Below are 20,221 nucleotides of genomic sequence, written 5' to 3' on the forward strand. Positions count from 1 at the left end.
ACCGTCAGAATGGCGGCATGACAACAACCGGGTATAGCTTATTCAAACCCAAAAACTGTCCGAACAGACGGGGCCACCTCTGTCGGTATTCCCCGACACCAAAAGGTCTACCCCGCCGATGTTCAACTGATCTTCCCGGTTACAGGTCGCGGCCGTCCACGAGTGCGCCACGTCCCTAATGTCACGTCCGTGGCGGCGCACACCATGCTCGAAGGGACGAAGTGGCGGCAGGTCAGTTGGCGTAAGGGAACGAAGGGACGCCTGACGGCTCGTTTTGCGGCCATACGCGTGCGCATCGCGGATGGCGCACCCCAGAGGATCGGCTCTGCTGGAGCCCAGCACATGCCGGGCGAAGAAGCCTGGCTTGTGGGGAAGCATCGCTCGAATGGCGAACGAAAATACTACCTTTCGAACTTACCGGCCGAGACACCAATCAAGGTTCTGGCTGGCGCGATCAAAGCGCGCTGGATATGCGAACAGGCCCATCAGCAACTCAAAGAGGAGTTGGGGCTGGATCACTTCGAGGGACGATCCTGGACCGGACTTCACCGCCATGCCTTGATGTCGATGATGGCCTACGCCTTCCTGCAGTCCCGCAGACTCGCTCAGGTGGGACGAAAAAAAAAGAGCCTCCGGACCGCCACCGCAACCCAGTCTGCCATCAGTGCGCCAGGCCATTCTTGAACGCATAGCTCGTTCACCACCAACACATTGCCCTCATTGCGGATGGACACTCAAAAGACACTCTAACTCAATTCTGCCAAAGTAGTGTTAGTCATGGCATCCTCGACCTCGATATACTTCTCCACGACGCCAAAGGTCTGATGGCGGGAGAAGCGTTTGAGCGAAACCAGATCGGTGCCATCCCGCGCGCCTGTTGTGATCGCGCCACGGCGCAGACTGTGTCCGCTGAAATCGCCCGTCAGTCCCGCGTCGAGGCAGCGTTTCTGAATGATGCGGGCCACAGACCGGTCAGACAGCGCCTCAGTACCCATAGAAGGCAGGGCAGGGGGATCACCTGCCTGTGCAGCAGGCGGGAGCCATACGCGCCGGAAAACAGGTCCCTTTGCGTCCTTCAGTCTGGCCGCGCGTAGCCAGGCCTCGTAAGCACGGACCGGGCACAGGGCCGTAATGCCGCGCGGGATGGCGACTTCGACCCCTTGGCTGGTTCGATCACCCTTGGAGCGGTCCAGCCGGATCCGCATCCCGTCATCATCCAGCGCCACGTTCTCCAGGCACAGCGCCGCCACTTCGGACCGCCGGAGGGCGCCGGCAAAGCCGAGCAGAAGAATGGCCTTGTCCCGAACTCCCACCAGCTCATCCGTATCGATCTGCTCGACGACTTCGCTCAACAGATCCCAGGTCAGCCCCTTGACCTGGCGGGACGCGCTTTCCGTTGACGTCCTGCGGATGCCCGCAACCGTTTCGGACACAAGAGCATGGGAGGTCGGGACGGGAACCTGGGCAACATGGTGCAGATAGCGCAGTGCGGCACGGTGCAGATCCACCGTCGCGGGTCGCTTCTTCTGCAGCGCAAGATCAGCCAGATAGGCGGCGACATCCTCGCTGCGGGCGGGCAGGGCAGGGCAGGGAGCCCATGTCCTGCCGCCCATGCGCACCAGGAGCGCACGGCCGATCGATAGGTGCGACGTGTGTTCACTGCCTTTGCGGCGCGGGAATAGGTCTTTGAGGCGCGCTCCGCCGTCACCAGCGTCCCGTCATAGTCGGGCAGGGCCTCGTCAGTCAGGGCATCGAACCACTGCAGGACGGCGGAAGACTGCTGACCCAGAGGAGAGGCCAGAGGAACCAGCGTGACGGCCCGAGAGCCGGTTTTGCGCCGCTTGGCCGCTTTCGGCTTGAACCAGGCCACGAAGACAGGATCGGGCTCGAGATCCAGAGCGATCGCCAGTTCGTGCCCGGATGGCAGGGCGGTCAGATGGGCGCTGGCGATGGCCAGGGCCTCCTCGGCCGTCTCGACATCGGGCGACAGGACCGTGTCCTCGGCAAACTCGTTGTCCCGGTATTCGATACCGCGAATGACCAGAGACAGGCGAGGGGAGAAGCGACCGGTCGAGAGAAGGGCCACCGCTTCTGTCAGATCGCCGGCAGGAAGCTGCTGCCGGGTCTTCTGGTCCAGCCGGTCCAGGACGGCCTCACGAGCAGCCTTTGCCGAGCCTGCGATGTGAAGATGGCTGAGCATGAACGCCTCCGAAAAACCAGAACCTGGCTTCTGATAGCATGAAGCCGGGGAAGGGCAGAGAGGAGAACAAACACTGTCCAACGCCGTCTGGAAATGTGTTAACGAAGACTGAATGCCGATCCGACCGGAACTGAAGCCGCTTTACCCTTCCAACTGGCCCGAGCTGAGCCGACAGGTGAGGTTCGAGCGGGCAGGGGGTGTCTGTCAGCGCTGTGGTCGGCCGCATGGGTATTACCTTCAGGTGCTGCCGGGTGGCCGATGGAAGCAGCCGGACACGGGACACTGGTTCAATGGTCGGGGCAGGCGGGTCTCACCTCCGGACCTGATCGAGCTTCTGCAGGTGCGTCAGACGAAAGTGTCTCTGGCGGCGGCTCATCTGAATCATGATCCCACCAGCAACCGGCTGCGCAATCTGCGCGCGCTCTGTCAGCGCTGCCATCTGCTGCACGACCGGATGTATCATCTGGCTCAACGACGCCTGACCTTGCGTCGGCGCCTGGCACTCGGAGATCTGTTTGAAGGACTCTATCGGGCCGGGGTTCCGCCTCTGGGCTTGTAACGGGTCAGACCAGGCAGCCGTCTGGACCGCGACGTGGAGGGATCGAAGAACCGTCAATCAAATCGCCAAAACCCAGAAATCACGGACCAAGCACATCAATTGACGGTTCTTCGATCCCTCCATTTTCTAGAAAACGAAATTCGACCGTCTATTGATTTAGGTTAAACTCGTTTAAAGCCGCTGGGAGATTATGGTTTTCGTGGCCGGAACGGCAAAGTTTCACAAGAGCAAAGCGTTGCAGAGGCGTTAAGGACGCCCATTTCTGCGTAGGCAGAGGAGAAAGTTCTTTCGCTATAATCTGCTCTTGAAGGCATAATGGGACCGATTGTTCATCCTGCCATTCGACAGATTGGGGTCGATCCAGAAAAACAGGCTCTTCGTTGGCGCGCGCACGAATCAAGTTCTTCAGAAATTGGCGGTAACGCTGTCTGTCGACCTCTGAAGCGGTTGAGAGGTAACAGAGTTCGTAGCGATCTTCGTAGTTGAAACGGCTCCACTGACGGAGACTGAGCTTTATCCCACATTCATCGAGCTTCATGCGTACGCTCATGGGAATACAACGTAGCGTATCTGCAAAATCGCGCTCGAACCCGAATATCTGTAGATTTGCGATCATGGTTCTGTCTCTGGAAAAGTAGGGCGGTTCAGGAAATAGGTGCTGGTTTGAGCCAACCTATTTCGTAAAGACGCTTCATGTTCGCAGGCGTTAACCAAGACTGTGCCTGCATGGCCTGGACCATCCAGTTAATTGAAAGGTCGGCGTTTAAGGTCGAAAAATCGAATTGCATGGCGTGTGGGTTATTCTGACAAGGCATGATCTGCGCTGTGGCTTCCGACGGAAGACTTAAACCGCCATTTGCAATAGAGTTTGAAAGCTGACGAACGACCTCTGCCGAATTGCTGGGATTCATACAGAAGCGTGTGGCTTCGCCGATGGCAGCGTGCAAATCTTGCGAGAGCGTAGGTGAACTCTGACTCCAGCGTTGTGTCGTCACGAGAGTTTTCTCCAGATGACCGGTATGGATATTGGCGGATCCAGCTACGATGGAACCGAGACCACGCAGATCGGCTTCCATTCCCCAAGGTGGGCCAGCACAAAAGCCGTCAATTTCCGCAGCGGCTAGAGCATCGATCATGCGGTCGGGGGGCATGATAACGATTTCCACATCCTGTTCTGGATGGGCATGCAAGCTTTTGAGGAGGTCCATCAGAATGAGGAAATGGGTCGAATACAGATGTACTACTGCCAGCTTGGGGCGCCGGCTTAAACCCGTACGCCAGCTTTCAAAATTTCGGTGCTTTGTCACGTCATCCGTTCCCAGGAACGGTGGGAGGTGCTGTCCACGAAGAACAACCGTGTTGCCGCCACGGCTGATAGGGATACCCCGGTGCAGGTCGATTTCCCGACCGCGATGACCCAGCGCCGTCATGATCGCCAAAGGAGGGAAAACCAGCGCAGCGTCCAGTCCATTCCAGACAAGACCATCTGCGATATTGGCCCACGATGGCGAGACTATCAGTTCCGCATCCAGACCATGTTTTTCAAATATTCCGAGATTGCGGGCGATAATCAGAGGGGCGCTATCTGCCAGCCTCAGCAGGCCTATTCTGATGGCAGAACTCATGATGCATCATCCTTGGTGTGAACCCGGAGGTAGTCAGTGGCGACATCCACCAGCTTACGGGCCTGCTGCATGGCTCGGCGTCTGAACCAGCGATAGGCTTCTGCCTCGCTGCAGCGTTCGTTACGCATGAAGATTCTCTTTGCTGTATCGACAGTTTCCCGATCCGAAAGGACCTGTCGGGCCGCTTTCAGCTCGGCTGCTGTTTCCTGAAAGCGACGGTATAGTGCAATCGCCGACCGAAGCAGGGGTTTGACGTCCCGAGGCGGCGTATCCATCACGTTGTAGGAACAGACGCCAGCCGCAAAAGCATCTTCCATGAGCGCTTCGTCATCTTCGTCGACAAACAGGGCGACGGGGCGCTCCAACCCGGAGGAGGATAGCGCCCGCACACTGTCCAGTCCGTCGCGGTCGGCGCGGCAGATGTCCACGAGCACAATGTCAGGAACGTGAGCTTTGACCGCTGAAATCAGACTTTCGTACCCTTCAAGTCGAATGACCTCCAATGAAGAATCAGCTTTCAAAATCTCTGACAGGGCGCCAGCCCGCTGGGAGTTCTCGTCTGCGAGAAGAATTTTCATTGTCATGGAGCTATATCAGTACACATCACGGACGTATCGCCCATTTCTTACAAGGTTACTGACATACTCATCGGCCTGTTCCGTGGACATACCGCCATAGCGGGCTACGATACGGCGCAGGGCGCTATCGACGTCCCTGGCCATTCGCGCAGCATCTCCGCACACGTAGAAATATGCGCCTCCATGCAGCCATCTCCAGAGTTCTTCGCCGTTTTCTTCCATGCGGTCCTGGACATAGATCCGCTGGTCCTGATCACGGGAAAATGCCATATGCAGATGTGTCAGGCATCCCTGTTCCATGAAGCCTTCCAGCTCCTCGCGATAGTAAAACCCGTTTTCTGCATGACGCTCTCCGAAGAAAAGCCAGTTTCGGCCCGGGCTGTTACAGGCCGCCCGCTCCTGGAGGAAAGCACGGAAGGGGGCAATTCCTGTGCCTGGCCCCACCATGATGACAGATTTGGTATGATCGTCAGGTAAACGGAACTGGGATGTGGTCTGTAGGAAAACCGGGACCTCGGAATCTTCGTGTAAACTTCCCAGCCAGTTTGAGCACAGACCAGGGTAGGGCTCATTATTGACACCCACCGTGATGTGTACGCTGTCAGGGTATGCTTTCAGCGATGATGCGATTGAATAGAGGCGAGGCTGCATCCGGCGGAAAAGGTTCGGGATATCCTGAGCCTGCACGCCGATTTTGGCTGTTGCCAGCAGCTCCGGCAGGTAGCTGGAAGACGGCGCCCCCAATTTTTCCAGCAACGCCGGAGACGGTCGGGACAGATCGAAATGTCTGGTCAGGGCGTCTGCGAGCGACACAGTTCCATGACCTCGCACTGAGACTGTTGTGCCGGAAGGTAGTCCCAGAGAGCTTAGAACGCTCTCAACAGTTGAGTCAGCATTGCAGGGCCAGACCCCCAGAGCATCCCCAGGTTCATAGTGCAATCCTGTCCCGGAGAGATCCAGAACGATCTGTCGTGTTTCCTTGTCGCTGTTCCTTCCCGTCAGGCAGTGATTAAGGCTGATGCGTGCAATCGCAGGGTTGGCTCGGGTGATGGCTGGTGCGTCCGGTAACGGAACGGCTGGGACTGGGACCGTTTTGGCACCCAGGGCAGCCAGAAATCTGTGCTGCCAAGCCTCAACGGTTTCTTCGTAATCGGGCTCACAATCCTGTCGTGGCATAAGCGGGGTTGCGCCGAGCGCGATCAGGCGGGCATCAAGAGCCCGACCAAACCCGCAGAAACTGGCGTATGAAGAATCCCCAAGAGCTATCATGGCGTAACGGATATCTTCGCGCAGTTCCTGAGTATTGCGAAGCTCATCCCAGAAAGCACTGGCGCTATCAGGGGCATCTCCGTCGCCGAAGGTGGAAACGACGAAGAGGACCGTTCCGCAAAGATCGGCGGGTTTGCTGGTATCCAGACTCGTGGCATCGACACCGTAGCCGCTTTCTTTCAGCCAGACAGCGAGTTCTTCAGCCAGACCTTCTGCCCGACCTGTCTGGGACGCCCACCGAAGAAGAAGCCTTGGTTGGGTACCGGTCGGACTTTCCGAAACAGCAGGATCCTTCGACACAGGGCTGCGGGCATACAGACCAGCCAGAAGGCCATTAATTCTGGCTTTCTGCTCTGTCGGCAAAGGAGCACTCGGGGGAACAAAGGGAAGCTCGTTTGCCGGTGGGGCAAGTTTCAGGCCGTCCATGAATCCCGTCAACCACTGGCGACTTTCAACGGACAGGACCAGGGGTTCCGCTCGAGCGAGGCCAAGATGCTGTGTCAGATAATCAAGCGGCATGGCAGGAGCGTTCTCCTCTGCGGGAACAGAAACAGTTTCGATGCGCGAGAGGGACACTGCGCAGTGTTTGATCCCGGGCTGAAGGGAGACGGGGTCCGTGAAATCGGCCGTGACAGCATTGATTGTCAGATTTTCGCCGAAGCGGTCGTTCCAGTGAAAGGGTGCAAAGCATGTTCCCGGCGCAACGCGGTCAGTTGGACGGGCGGGAAGGATTGCGGTGCCCCGGCGGGAGCGGAGTTCGACGGGATCGTCCTTGCACAGGCCCAGCCGTTCGGCATCAGCAAGAGCGATTTCCACGAAAGGGCCGGAATTGAGCTTGTTAAGTCCATCGATCCGACCAGTTTTGGTGAGCGTGTGCCATTGATGCTGGAGGCGCCCGGTGTTGAGCAGGAAAGGGAATTCGTCGTCCGGCTGTTCTTCCAAGGGGAGATAAGGTCGGGCATGAAAAGCCGCTTTTCCGTCGTCAGTGGCGAAAACAGGCGGTTTATTCGGGTCAGGCCGGTAGCGGATCGGATGGCGGGGCAGGGCGTCTCCCGTCTGACTAGGCCACTGGACGGGACCGGATTTCAGACGGTCGTGGCTAACTCCGGAAATATCGTAGCCTGTCCTGGGATTGGCGAAACGGCTGGCTTCGTCAAAGACTTCAGTAGAAGATGAGAAAGTGAAAGCCTCCTCAAAGCCCATCTCACAGGCGACACGTGCAATGATGTCCCAGTCTGCCATGGCTTCACCGGGCGGAGAGACAGCCTGCCGGGCCAGCGTCATGGTGCGGTCAGAGTTGACCAGCACGCCATCTCCTTCGGCCCATAACGCACCCGGCAGAAGAATATCCGCATAAGCCGCCGTTTCCGTGTCGGCGTAGGCATCCTGAACAATGACCAGATCAGCGGCTTCAAGAGCCGCGGTAACGTTGGCACGGCGTGGCACAGTCGCGACAGGGTTTGTGCAGATGATCCAGCAGGCACGGATTTCACCGCGGGTCATGGCTTCGAACATGGCTATCGCGCCATGGCCACCTGCTTTGCGAATGGTTCCTGCGGGCAGCTTCCATTGTTGCTCGACAAAGGCCCGGTCATCATCGACCAATGCCGAGCGCTGGCCGGGGAGGCCGGGGCCCATATAGCCCATTTCTCGACCACCCATGGCATTGGGCTGTCCTGTGAGGGAAAACGGTCCGGCGCCCGTGCGGCAAATGGCGCCAGTGGCAAGATGAAGATTGCAGATCGCGTTGGTATTCCAGGCTCCTGAAGTGCTCTGGTTCAGTCCCATGGTCCACAGCGTCAACCACGCATCGGCTTCCGCAATCCATCTGGCGGCTGTTTCGATATCATCTTGTGGAAGGCCGGTAATCCCGGCAACGCGTTCGGGAGAATAATCTGCCAGAAAAGCTGGCATATCGCTCCAGTCCTTCGTTGCACTGGCGATAAAGTCCGGATCTATCGCGTCATCACGAACCAGAATGTGAAGAATGCCGTTCAGCAGGGCGAGATCGGTGCCTGGGCGGATCTGAAGGAACAGGTCCGCCTTGTCTGCCGTAGCGGTCCGTCGTGGATCAACGACGATGAGTTTAGCTCCCTGACGTTTGCGGTCCATCAGGCGCAGGAACAGGATCGGATGGCAGTCGGCCATATTGGCGCCGATCACGAAGAACAGGTCCGTGCAGTCGAAATCCTCGTAGCTTCCCGGAGGGGCATCTGCGCCCAGGGAGAGTTTGTAGCCAGCTCCCGCCGCCGCCATGCACAGACGGGAGTTGGACTCGATATGCTGGGTTCTCAGGTATCCTTTGACGAGTTTGTTCGCCAGATACTGCGCTTCCAGAGACATCTGGCCGGAGACGTAAAGGGAGATCGCATCCGGGCCGTATTCTTCCAGAATCTGCTTCAGGCGACGGGCTGTTTCCCTGATGGCTGCGTCCATTCGGGTGGGAACGGGCAGAGACGTCCTGTGCGGCCGGATCTGCGGCATATCCAGCCGTGTAGACGATGACACCGGTTTGTCGCAGGAACTTCCTTTGGTGCATAGGCGACCACCATTCGTCGGGTGCTCGGTATCTCCGCGCACCTTGACGATCTGATGGTTCTCAACCTCCAGCACGATGCCGCAGCCGACACCGCAATAGGGGCAGACAGAACGGATGTCTTCCCGTGTCATGAACAGTTAAGCAGACAGGCGTTCTGCGATGGTCTCCATAACCCTGGCGCGGATTTCAACCTTGCCTTCGGGGGTCAGACGCGTGTCCCACGTTCGCAGGGATTTGCTGGAATCTTCAAGACAGATCCCGTTTTCCAGATTGAAATGCTGTTTGTAAAGCGGGGAGGCGACAACGAGCTGCCCCCGCAGATCCCCTATGATGCCGCGTCCGATGATATTGGCCTTCGAGAATGGGTCATGGTTGTCCACGGCAAAAACGCGGGCTGATGTATTTTCCGTTTCCGGCAGATAAAACAGGGCGATCTGCGCACCTTCATACCAGGCAACCACGCCTGATCGTGGGACCAGATCGTTCTTGTTGCACAGGGCCGTCCATTCCACCGGACCCGCGCCTTCCAAAAAGGTAGCCTGATTGGGGGCTGGTTTGACCTGATCGCGCTCGGGAACAAGCTGAACGTTTGGATCGGGGCGGCTGTCATTGACAAAAGTGCGGAAGCGCTTGAGCTTCTCGCCGTCCGTCAGGGCATCCTTCCATTCACAGTGGTATGTTTCGACCACATGCTGCATCTGCTGTTCCAGCTCTTCGGCAATGCCAAGGCTGTCCTTGATGATGACGTCTTTGAGATAATCGAGACCGCCCTCCAGACCTTCCCGCCAGACAGACGTGCGCTGGAGCTTGTCTGCGGTACGGATGTAGAACATCAGGAAGCGGTCGATGTATTTCACGAGCGTTTCTGAATCGAGATCGGTCGCGAAAAGCTCTGCATGGCGCGGACGCATCCCGCCATTGCCACAGACATACAGGTTCCAGCCGTTTTCCGTAGCGATAATGCCCACATCCTTGCTCTGCGCCTCGGCGCATTCCCGCGTACAGCCGGATACGGCGAATTTGAGCTTGTGCGGAGAGCGCAGCCCCTTATAGCGGTTCTCAAGATCCAGCGCCTTACCGACGCTATCCTGCACGCCATAACGGCACCATGTGCTGCCAACACAGGATTTTACCGTCCGTGTGGACTTTCCATAAGCATGGCCCGTCTCAAACCCTGCCTCCAGAAGCTCTCCCCAGATTTCGGGAAGCTGGTGGAGTTGAGCGCCAAACAGATCGACACGCTGGCCACCGGTGATCTTGGTGTAGAGGCCATATTTCTTTGCAACCTGCCCCAGGACAATCAGCTTGTCCGGGGTAATTTCGCCACCTGCAATGCGAGGAACTACCGAGTAGGTGCCGTTCTTCTGCATATTGGCCATGAACGTGTCGTTCGTGTCCTGCAAAGGAATATAGAGCGGATCGGTGATCGGCTTGTTCCATGCCGAGGCAAGGATCGAGCCAATGGTTGGCTTGCAGATATCGCAGCCTAAACCGCCATTACCGTGGCGTGTCATCAGCTCTTCAAAGCTGCGGATGCCATGGACACGAACGAGGGAGTACAACTCCTGACGTGTATGGGAAAAATGCTCGCAAAGGCTGTGATCGACCTCGATGCCCCGGGCGGAAAGTTCCGTTTCGAACACGCTCTTGAGCAGAGCCGCGCAGCCGCCGCAGCCTGTACTGGCCTTTGTGCTCTGCTTGAGCGTGGCCAGATCGGCGCAACCCGCATCAATGGCGCTACAGATCGAGCCTTTCGTAACGTTGTGGCAGGAGCAGATCATGGCCGTATCAGGCAGGGCGTCCGCGCCCAGAAGCTCTGCCCCTTCATCACGCGGCAGGATCAGTGCGGCGGGGTCAGCCGGCGGTTTGATGCCGTTCTGAACATACTGGAAGATGGTATCATAATAGGAGTTGTCTCCGACGAGGATCGCCCCTGTCACGCGCTGGCCATCCGCAGAGAGAACGAGGCGGCGATAGGAGCCGTCTGCTTCGCCGATAAAGCGATAGCTCGTCGCGCCGTGCTCACGGCCATGTGCATCGCCGATCGAGCCGACATCCACGCCTTGGAGTTTGAGTTTGGTGGACATGTCCGCCCCCGTGAAGGCGGCATCTTCTCCGGCCAGCAGGGAGGCCACAGTGCGCGCCATGGTGTATCCCGGCCCGACCAGACCAAAGACCTGATCCTGCCAGAGGGCGCATTCGCCTATGGCAAAAATGTCCGGATCGGACGTCCTGCACTGATTGTCGATCACGATGCCGCCACGGGCTCCCACAGCCAGCCCGCAGGCCCGCCCGAGTTGATCCGTGGGGCGGATACCGGCAGAGAAAACAACCATATCGGTTTCAAACGAAGGACTGTCTGCAAATATCAGACGATGACGATGCTGCTCCCCTGCAACGATTTCTCTGGTCGCATGTGACGTTCTCACATCGATACCCAGCGCCTCGATGCGGCTGCGGAGCGCACGGCCACCATCTTCATCGAGCTGGGCTGACATCAGATGTGTTCCAAGCTGGACGACGCTGACCTCCAGACCAAGAAGTTTCAGGGCGTGAGCGGCTTCCAGACCAAGCAGGCCCCCACCAATGACAGTTCCGTGGCGAGCTCCTTCGGCTGCAGCCCGGATAACGTCCAGATCTTCAAGGGTTCGGTAGACCAGTCCCGCAGTTCCGGTATTGCCCGGGACTGACGGAACGAAAGGCGTGGAACCTGTTGCCAGGATCAGGGTGTTGTAGGGCAGAAGACCGTCTTCGCTTTCAACGGTCTTGGCGTCACGGTCGATCCGCATGACAGGAACACCCAGATGCATGGTGATGCCGTGAGCCGAGTGAAAATCTTCCTCATGCAGACGCAGGGCCAGCGCATCCTGACCCGTCATGTATTCCGTAAGATGAACGCGGTCATAGGCATGGTGGGGTTCAGCACCAAAAACATGGATTTGATGCGTTTCATGCAGTCCGTGCATGACGAGCTGCTCGGCACAGTAATGTCCAACCATTCCGTTGCCGATGATGATGATGTTCTCTTTCATGGTCATCCGTCCGTTCTGTGGGTCAGTCATGGTCAGAACTTGAATTCGAGGGTCTGCATGTAAAATGCGTCGCTCTTCGCGCCTGCTGCGTGCATGCTACGGGACGCGATGAAGCCCACAATGTCGTGCGTCCAGGTCCAGTGCGGAGCAAAATTCCAGGCAAGCTGCGTCTGGGGAGCAGCTCCGATAAAGCCGCCGGATAACCCATTGCGCCAGGAATAGATCTTGCCTGTGCCATAAACCGCATCCTGTGTGCTTTCCCGCCAGAAGAAAGGAACATGCAGCTTGAAGTGAAGGTTTTTCCGCAGGGCGAATGTTGCCAGCGGCCCCACACCGATCAGGTTCTGGGACGTCACGGACAAGGTGACGTCATTGTAGTACGGCAGAGGAAAATAGGGGGAGGCAAATGTTCCGACTGCGCCATCCTTGCTATGATAGGAGCCGCCGGAAAAAAGATCGGCCTGCAGACCAGCGCTCGGCTTGGTCGCAAGATCAGGACGGTTATACAGCAGGGATGCATTAACAGCATAAGCCCGTACAGCACGGGTGGGCTGCCTTTCCTGTGCTGGCCGAAACTGGCCTCCCTGAAACACACCGCTCAGGCTCGTCGAGAAAGGGCCGATATTTCCCCATAGTCGCATGCCGACATTGTCCCGACGGCTGGAACCTGCCTCTGTACCCGTTGTCGTCGGGATAGATGCTGTGGAGCCACTGTAGAGATAACCGATGTAAAAGACGTCTGCGAAAAGCTGACTCTTCTTTCCCATGGCTCTGAATGCAGGAAGCGCCGTGGACGTCATGGCGCCATACATCCGGGCACTGTAGTTCGTGCCATCTCCAAAGACAGCATCAGGCAGTTTGTTGGTCTGCATGAAATCAAACAGATCCACCCGAAAACGTTTCCAGATGGCATAGCCACGGCTACCATCCCAGGTCTGCTGTGCATTCGTCAGGTCCCGGGCGGACTGCATGAAGACAGGCGTATCAAGGAAGACCTGTCGACCACCAATAATGCCGGCTTTGGCTCCCAGAAGATTGCCCTTCACTTCCAGAATACCCTGCTGGAGATCCAGTCGTTCCCGCTGCACCCCTGTCTGGTATCCGTAGGTATTGGAGCCTCCTGCGACGCCGTACAGGAACTCGGCATAAGCGCGGACATGCGCTCCCAGATGAAGATCGGCGCCATAAAGATTGCGCAGAAGAACCCGGTTGGCGTTGGTCTTGCCTGCCGTTCCCATCATGGGCTGGTTTTCGTAGACATAACGGAGGCGTTCTTCCGCGTTCAGAGAAAGCCAGATACTTCCGCTTTCATTCAGGCGAATATATTTCAGGCGGCTGAACCAGTCATTCCTGCGCTGTTCCGGCGGGGTATTAACGATATCGCTCCAGTCTTCCGCCCAACGAACCTGACCAAAGCCTGCCATTGACCCGAAACCGGATGCGGCTCCGTTCCCCGCATTGAAAGCATCCCAGTCCGGGGAGTGCGCGGAGCGGTTTTGCTGGGTGTGAACCGGCGGAGTGACGGCTTTTGTTCTGGAGCGTTCGGACAGATGAACCCCGACATGGGGGTTGGGAGTATCGTCAGCTTTCACAATGCCAGCCCCCCCAAAGCAAGACCTGCCAGCCCGGGCGCATAGGGAAGGGGAGAGAAGACGGAAAGACCAGTCATCAGCCGATCTCCCGCCAGCGATGGTGACACAGTACAACGGCGATGCAAGCAATCAGGCAGATCCCGGCGAAAGCGAGAAATCCCGGCCCGTAAGAATTGACGATCTGTCGGGCTTCCCCCAGTGAGAGCGCCAGGTAGAAGCCGCCGACCCCGCCGGCCATACCGACCAGCCCTGTCAGAATGCCGACCTGACGCGGGAAGCGTGCTGGAACAAGCTGAAAAACCGCGCCATTGCCCAGCCCGAGCGTTACCATCCCCAGAAGGAATACCGGGAATGCGAGATAGATTGTCGGAAGTCCAAGGGCGATGACGCAAAAGCAGCCTGCCGCGACCGCGTACAGGATGGCCAGGGCTTTGGTGCCGCCCACCCGGTCGGCAAAGGCACCTCCAACAGGACGGACAAAAGAGCCTACGAAAACGACAAATGCCGTACACGCACCAGCAATGGTGGGAGAGAGATTGTACTGGTCGTTGAAATAGATGGTGAGGAAAGACGCGAGACCCACAAACCCACCAAAGGTCACGCTGTAGAAGAACATCAGCAGCCAGCTATCGCCGGATCCAAGAACTGGACCCCATGAGCACAGGCCCGAAGATGCTGGCCGACTGACGGGCTCTCTGGCCAGAATAAGGAAAAGCAGCAGAACGCAGATGAGCGGAAGCGTCGCAAGTCCGATGACGTTGCGCCATCCCACCACAACCGCCAGTCCGGGCGCAAAAAGTGAGGCCAGTGCGGTTCCTGAGTTGCCTGCGCCAGCAATACCGAGCGCGGTGCCTTGATAATGTGGGGGATACCAGACAGAGGCGAGGGGAAGAGCAATGGCGAAAGACGCGCCTGCAACGCCGAGAATACCCGCCAGCCCAAACATCTGGGCGTAGGTATGCGGCGCAAGGTACCAAGTTAAGGCAAGGCCTATAATGACTGTAAGCTGTGCGGCAATCGCAACACGGCGAGGGCCGAACATGTCTACAAGTCCACCTGCCAGCACGCGAAACGCAGCTCCAGCCAGGACAGGAGTAGCAACAAGCAGGCCTTTCTGCCCGGCATTCAGATGCAGGTCATGCGCAATGGCAATGCCGAGAGGGCCCAGCAACACCCAGATCATGAATGAGACGTCGAAATACAGAAAAGCGGCCAGCAGGGTTGGTGCGTGCCCGGCTTTCAGGAAACCCCTGTCCACGATACATTTCCAGACGAGGCATCAAACCAAGGATGCATCATCGCCCCTGCGGGGCCAGTGGACCGCCATTGATCCACCCCATGCGTCTCCGTCCTGATCGGACAAACCCGACTCTCCGCCGACACTGACGGAGAATCATCATACTAAGACATACTTTACTATCACGGAATGGTCCGATTTCGGAATAGAAAATTATTTAATCGAGATGATTACAAACATTACAATCGCTACTGACTGTGGGTTGCGTTGAACGCCTAAAGCGTCGAACAAACGGACTTGGCTAATGAGACCAAGAGGGTTTTCAATGAGACAGAGTCGGCCGAGTTCGACGTCATAATTAGGAAACATATCCTGAAGTTTCTGAAAAAAGAAGGGAGCAATCGGCGCTGACACATTTCTCTGCCCTTCCTCCCTGATCGAAACGCGTGCCGTTGCCACGCTACCTCTTTATGCCGCTCAAAGTCTTGCTGCTGTTTCAGGCCTTACTGTCTGCGCGGCACCCATTGATTTGGGAGACTACTTTGTATCGATCCCCTGGCAGAGAACGGCCGATAATCCCTGGATGCGTCAGATTATGAGCGATGCCTTCCTGGCGATTTTACTGGACTTAGAAGCAATGTATTCAGGTGGAGGGTTCGAAAAACCCTCTGGTTTTTGGGCCCTCTGTGTGATTCCATTCCTCATGTGGAGAGTGGGGGGCTAGCTTATGAAGCCGCCGGCTTTCTTTGATGTTGAAGAGCGTCTTGCTCGGCTGAGCGGGCTTGGTGATCAGCTCGCAGCATTTTCCCGGACTGTGGATTTCGAAACATTACGTTCTGACCTGGATAAAGCTCTGGCCTATGCAGACGGCAGTAAAGGCGGTCGTCCACCGTTTGATCCGGTTCTGATGTTCAAGATTTTGGTCATCCAGACGTTGAACAACCTGTCCGACGAACGGACGGAATATCTGATCAACGATCGGCTTTCCTTCATGCGTTTTCTTGGTCTGGGGCTGTCGGACCGCGTACCCGATGCCAAAACGGTCTGGCTGTTTCGCGAACGTCTGACCCAGGGGGGTGCGATTGAAAAGCTGTTTGAGCGGTTTGACGCGATCCTGAGGACTGCCGGTTATTTGCCAATGTCAGGCCAGATCGTGGATGCGACATTGGTGGCAGCTCCAAAGCAGCGCAACACCAATGCTGAGAAAGCAGATATTCGGGAGGGACGGATCCCACAGGACTGGCAGGACAAGCCCTCAAAGCTTTCTCACAAAGATCGTCATGCACGCTGGACTTTGAAGTTTACCAAGGCAAAGCGGCAGGATGACGGAACGATCCCCGCAACGGATCTCGCCATTCCCTTCTTTGGCTACAAATCCCACATTTCCATCGACCGGAAGTTTCGGCTGATCCGGAAGTGGAAAGCGACAGATGCAGCAGCCAGTGATGGTGCCCGACTGCGCGAGGGGCTGCTGGACAAAACCAACACCGCCTCAACAGTCTGGGCAGACACAGCCTACCGCTCAAAAGCCAACGAAGACTTCATGGACAAGCAGGGCTTTGTCTCGAAGGTCCACAGGAAAAAGCCGCATCTCAAACCCATGCCCCGGCACATCCAGCGCTCCAATGCCGGAAAGTCCATTATTCGATCGCGTGTCGAACATGTCTTTGCTGATCAGAAGTCACAGACCGGGCTGTTCGTCCGGACTGTGGGCATAACTCGAGCCACCATGAGGATCGGGCTGGCCAATATCGTCTATAATATGCGCCGCTTCCTTTTCCTCGAGAGGATCAGCGCCGCCGCGTAGCAATCCAAAGCCAATGTCCAACGCTCTGCGAAAGACGCAGCGCTAAAATCAGAGACAAGAACCATCAACCAACACGAAATAACCCTGAAATCAGGATCCAATGGCCCCGATCAAAGGTTCTTCGATCCCTCTAGATGATGCCACGAAGCCGCTCCGCTTCTTTGCCGGGATCTGGACGTCCTGGACCTCGGTGCGCAAGCTCAAGGAAGGCGAGGTCACGACCGATCTTCTCGGTTTCCTGACCACGGAAGCCAATGGCGTAGTCGCGCCCTATCATCCCCAAGCCATGCCTGTCATTCTGGAAAGCCGCGAGGAGATCGAGACCTGGCTGACGGCTCCCACTCCGATCGCTTTGCAACTCCAGAGACCGTTGCAAAAGTCATCTCTTGCGGTTCTCTGACCAGATGAACGATCTAGCTCGCCATCTTTCCTTTGAGGCGAGCGATGAGCCGGGAACTTCGCATCATGGCTTCATCTGCCTGATTCATGGCAGCAGCCAGATCCTCATAGTCGAACTGAACCGGGTCCAATCGGGTTGGAGGCGGGAGCTGTGCACTCTCTTCCGCCAGAACAGACTGTGCCGTGAAAGGATCATTCTTACGCGGACGCCCGCGTTTTCGGCCAGGAACGGGTCGGTTGGGCGGTGTCACAACATCGCGGAGGGAGGCCATTCCGGCAAGACCGAACAGGCTATGAGCCGCCCGGTGCGTGACTTCTACCACAATGCCCCGGTCCTGGAACACGCTGAGAAGCTGCAGCGCGCTTTTCAGTGACATGCCGAGACGATCCGCCAGCATGGACGCGGACACGAGCGGCTGGATCGCCAGTATATTGATCGCTTGGGGTGCGCGCGAATGCCGACGTTGCGCGCCGCATCTCTCTAGCGCCTGCCTCTTTGCTCGCTCCAGCTGACGTAAGAGGTCATGCGTCTCACGGACTTCGGCCAGAAGAGCATCGAGCCAGCAGCACAGCCAAGACTCAATTTCCCAGGGCGCTCCAGGCGTGACTGCTTCGATGCCGGTCAGGATTAAAGGCGTCCGGAGAATATCGTAGGAGGACCGGTAGCGGCCTAATGCTGCGCAGAAGGAAGCACGGGGACGACCGGACCCTAGCCAACGATGAAAAGCGATCCCTGCATTGAGGATAGGTCCCCAGCCGGATGACTGGTCGTTCAGGAACGCTTCGGCTTCGGCAATAGCATTTGTCTGCACCTCATCCGGGTGAGCGTACCAACGCCAGAGCGTAAAGGCATGAGAGGCAGCATCCACGGTCGTGCCGCGCTCGAAACTGTCCTGCCCGATCACTTTCGGAACAAGACCATGAAGTTCAGCGACGAGATACCAGGGATCAATCATCCAGCCATCGACCGCGCAGTGACGCTGGATGGCAGCCAAGCGTTGTCGGAACACAACAGCAGGCGTCACTGATGCCCTTCTCAGCGCCTGATCCAGACGCCCCAGCTCAAGACTGAACCGGGTCAGTCTGTCGGCGAACGGGGGAGCAGCCACGTACTCTACGAGGCGTCGCTCTTGGAAACGTCCGCAGCATAAGAGTTCCATACGGGCTCCAGATACTCGATAAGCTCTTTCGGCAGGGGAATGGAATGAGTGGTCTTAATCAGCCGGTCGCCTATCGGCTCGATCTGATCCATGGAAAATGGAGGAGCATCCTCTAAGTCTCCGACGAAAACCGGCTCGACCAGTGTCCACTTCAGGCCGGAAGTAGTCGTGCCCGTCTTTTCGGTGTTTGCACGCTGGCGTTCCACGGGCACTGACTTGGAGAGGCTGGCCTTCAGGGCCGCAAACGTCCGGAACCCGTGCTGTTTGGAGAGGCGTTCGAGAGCTTGCGTGTAAGACAATGCGCCAGACTGGCTTTCCTGTCGGGCCTGTCTTTTGAGTGCTTCAAGAGAAATCGTCATCTGAAATCCTCGACCGGAAAACTGAGTCACAGGGCCTGATTTGCGTCACACTCCGAACGGGACGTTATGACAATGCGTCTGAGAGACTTTTCCGTTGTTTCACAGGCCGGAAGGCGCGCCATGTCTCTCGCCTAGGGCAGGATAACTAGCATCTTTCATCTAGACTGAACAGGATTACAATCGGTTGATTTGATCGTTAATTGGACGGGCGAACCCCTGTTCCCAGGGCGTAGATGAGCTGGTCACTAGACTTTCATGCGGTACGATATTTTAGCCCAACCAGTGTCCCAACAAGGGGGGATTAGCTCTCTGAGTCAGTCAGGGCCACAACGCCCTAGTTGCGTAGTAGTCGTCTGTCCATCGTCAGGACAAAATGTTGATTGCATCCATATCCGCGAACCTTTCACACAGCCCCGAAAAGAGAAAATTATTGAAAGCTTTCTTTAATAACCTTTAATAAGATTATCTTTTCAAGTTCTTTGATAAAGGTTTCTGGGCATGAAGCGAACGGAATTATCCGGTGGTGTCCGTGAGCGTCTGGTCCGTCTTCCAGTCCCTTATGAGCATCACTATGGTGTTCTTCCTCTCCCTCTTCCGGAGGAAGGAATTCCTCTTGAAGAAATCACAGCGCTGCATTCCCAAGCCCAGCTGGCATTGGGACAGGCTGATGAGATTGCGCGCTCTCTTCCAGATCCTTATCAGATCAGTCGTATTCTCAGCCGCCGTGAAGCCGTCAGCAGTTCGGCGATGGAAGGAACCCATAGCACCCTGGATGAACTTCTTATCGCTGACGAAGATGACGATCAGGCAGGGCAGGCGGTTCGACAGGTTCGGGATTACGCGCTGGCTCTGGAACGGTTCGTGCCATCGGCTCTCATTAAGGGCCGTCAAATTTTTCAGGTCGATCTGATCCAGAACCTGCATCGTAGTGTACTCGGCCATGATGCGTCCTACCGAGATACTCCGGGAGACTTCCGGCAGGAGGTCGTATGGATCGGCGGCAATGGGCACATTGCCTATTCCGTCTATAATCCTCCACCGCCGGCTGAAGTCCCTCATTTTCTGGAAGGGACCCTGGATTACATGCGGGAAGACGGGATGCAGATGATGACCCAGTCCTTGATTACCCGAATGGCGTTAGCCCACGCTCATTTTGAGGCTGTTCATCCGTTCCGAGACGGGAATGGTCGGGTGGGTCGGCTCCTGCTGCCCTTGATGATGGCAGCTGAGAAACAAGTTCCGCTCTATCTTTCACCGTATATAGAGCTCCACAAACAGGCTTATTATGCAGCACTCAAACAAGCACAGCAGAAACTAAACTGGCTTCCTCTGATCGGCTTTGTATCGAATGCCATTGTTCAAACGGTTCAGGAGTTACGCATTACCCGTGAAGCTCTCAGAACCCTGAATGCTGCATGGTTGTCCCGGCGTTCATTCCGAAAGGGATCAGCAGCGCTACGAGCGCTTGATATCCTTAGGGATTATCCGGTTCTGACGACTCCACGGCTGGGAACTTTGCTGTCGATTACGCCACCCGCTGCTCACACGGCAATAGGCCAGCTTTGCCAGGCTGGTATCCTAAGAGAACGAACTGGCTATACCCGCAATCGAATTTACGTTGCAGATGAAGTGCTTGGCATCCTGAACCGACCCTTTGCGGAAGATCCTATCGTTCCAGGCGCAGGTACCCCAGTCTAATATCCTGTCTTTGATTGTGGCCGGCGAGAAAACGAGACGCTTGTATTTTGACTTCTGGGCGCTAAAAGATATGTCGCATAATATTTGTTATGCCAACTAGTGTCCTTTTTCTTGGAGGGATCGAAGAACCGTTAATTGGTTCTTTTTTTGCGTGTTGCTTGCGGGTT

12 protein-coding genes and 3 pseudogenes are annotated in these 20,221 nt (G+C 56.7%); 5 read left to right on the plus strand and 10 right to left on the minus strand.

All coding sequences use genetic code 11. The features are described from left to right. Positions 1-72: 72 nt before the first annotated feature. A pseudogene (locus tag GJA01_RS12585) lies at positions 73-750 on the plus strand (transposase); the annotation flags it as partial. Here GJA01_RS12585 and GJA01_RS15745 read toward each other — a convergent pair. Further along, a pseudogene (locus tag GJA01_RS15745) lies at positions 747-2,200 on the minus strand (tyrosine-type recombinase/integrase). The pseudogenes GJA01_RS12585 and GJA01_RS15745 overlap by 4 nt on opposite strands. A gap of 112 nt (positions 2,201-2,312) precedes the next feature. Here GJA01_RS15745 and GJA01_RS12595 point away from each other — a divergent pair. Further along, positions 2,313-2,759 (plus strand): hypothetical protein, encoded by a 447-nt coding sequence (locus GJA01_RS12595; RefSeq protein ID WP_062021744.1) that lies wholly within the window; start codon positions 2,313-2,315, stop codon positions 2,757-2,759. A gap of 148 nt (positions 2,760-2,907) precedes the next feature. Here the strand turns inward: GJA01_RS12595 and GJA01_RS12600 are convergent, their stop codons facing one another. The 7 genes from GJA01_RS12600 to GJA01_RS12630 form a co-directional block, all read right to left on the minus strand. After that, positions 2,908-3,375 (minus strand): nitrate reductase associated protein, encoded by a 468-nt coding sequence (locus GJA01_RS12600; protein WP_062015529.1) that lies wholly within the window; start codon positions 3,373-3,375, stop codon positions 2,908-2,910. 28 nt (positions 3,376-3,403) lie between these two features. Then, entirely contained in the window at positions 3,404-4,384 is a 981-nt protein-coding gene (locus tag GJA01_RS12605; RefSeq protein ID WP_062021741.1) for a CmpA/NrtA family ABC transporter substrate-binding protein, read from the minus strand. Next, complete coding sequence (locus GJA01_RS12610) at positions 4,381-4,962, minus strand: ANTAR domain-containing response regulator (RefSeq protein WP_062021774.1); 582 nt, start codon at positions 4,960-4,962, stop codon at positions 4,381-4,383. Before GJA01_RS12610 ends, GJA01_RS12605 begins: the two co-directional genes overlap by 4 nt. Positions 4,963-4,977: 15 nt before the next feature. Further along, on the minus strand, positions 4,978-8,901 hold the full coding sequence (locus GJA01_RS12615) for a bifunctional nitrate reductase/sulfite reductase flavoprotein subunit alpha (RefSeq protein WP_062021738.1): 3,924 nt from the start codon (positions 8,899-8,901) through the stop codon (positions 4,978-4,980). A gap of 6 nt (positions 8,902-8,907) precedes the next feature. Then, complete coding sequence (gene nirB / locus GJA01_RS12620; protein WP_062502573.1) at positions 8,908-11,808, minus strand: nitrite reductase large subunit NirB; 2,901 nt, start codon at positions 11,806-11,808, stop codon at positions 8,908-8,910. Between the two features lie 26 nt (positions 11,809-11,834). Further along, the gene (locus GJA01_RS12625; RefSeq protein ID WP_231875829.1) at positions 11,835-13,394 is read right to left on the minus strand and encodes an alginate export family protein; all 1,560 of its coding nucleotides are present in this window, start codon (positions 13,392-13,394) and stop codon (positions 11,835-11,837) included. Between the two features lie 76 nt (positions 13,395-13,470). Then, complete coding sequence (locus GJA01_RS12630; RefSeq protein ID WP_062021731.1) at positions 13,471-14,652, minus strand: nitrate/nitrite transporter; 1,182 nt, start codon at positions 14,650-14,652, stop codon at positions 13,471-13,473. 706 nt (positions 14,653-15,358) lie between these two features. Here GJA01_RS12630 and GJA01_RS12640 point away from each other — a divergent pair. Next, positions 15,359-16,438 carry an IS5 family transposase gene (locus GJA01_RS12640; protein WP_099282394.1) on the plus strand — a complete coding sequence of 360 codons (1,080 nt, stop codon included), beginning with the start codon at positions 15,359-15,361 and terminating at the stop codon, positions 16,436-16,438. A gap of 145 nt (positions 16,439-16,583) precedes the next feature. Next, positions 16,584-16,838 (plus strand): annotated as a pseudogene (locus GJA01_RS12645) (SOS response-associated peptidase family protein); the annotation flags it as partial. Positions 16,839-16,851: 13 nt separating this feature from the next. On the opposite strand, the gene GJA01_RS12650 reads toward GJA01_RS12645, so the two are convergent. Beyond that, on the minus strand, positions 16,852-17,946 hold the full coding sequence (locus GJA01_RS12650) for a hypothetical protein (protein WP_062021725.1): 1,095 nt from the start codon (positions 17,944-17,946) through the stop codon (positions 16,852-16,854). 5 nt (positions 17,947-17,951) lie between these two features. After that, the gene (locus GJA01_RS12655; protein WP_062021721.1) at positions 17,952-18,356 is read right to left on the minus strand and encodes a glyoxalase superfamily protein; all 405 of its coding nucleotides are present in this window, start codon (positions 18,354-18,356) and stop codon (positions 17,952-17,954) included. Between the two features lie 498 nt (positions 18,357-18,854). On the opposite strand from GJA01_RS12655, the gene GJA01_RS12660 reads away from it, so the two are divergent. Then, positions 18,855-20,054: a Fic family protein gene (locus GJA01_RS12660; protein ID WP_062021718.1), complete on the plus strand. Its 1,200-nt coding sequence runs from the start codon at positions 18,855-18,857 to the stop codon at positions 20,052-20,054. Positions 20,055-20,221 lie beyond the last annotated feature (167 nt).

Source organism: Gluconobacter japonicus (genome assembly GCF_002723975.1).
GTDB classification, from domain to species: Bacteria; Pseudomonadota; Alphaproteobacteria; order Acetobacterales; family Acetobacteraceae; genus Gluconobacter; species Gluconobacter japonicus.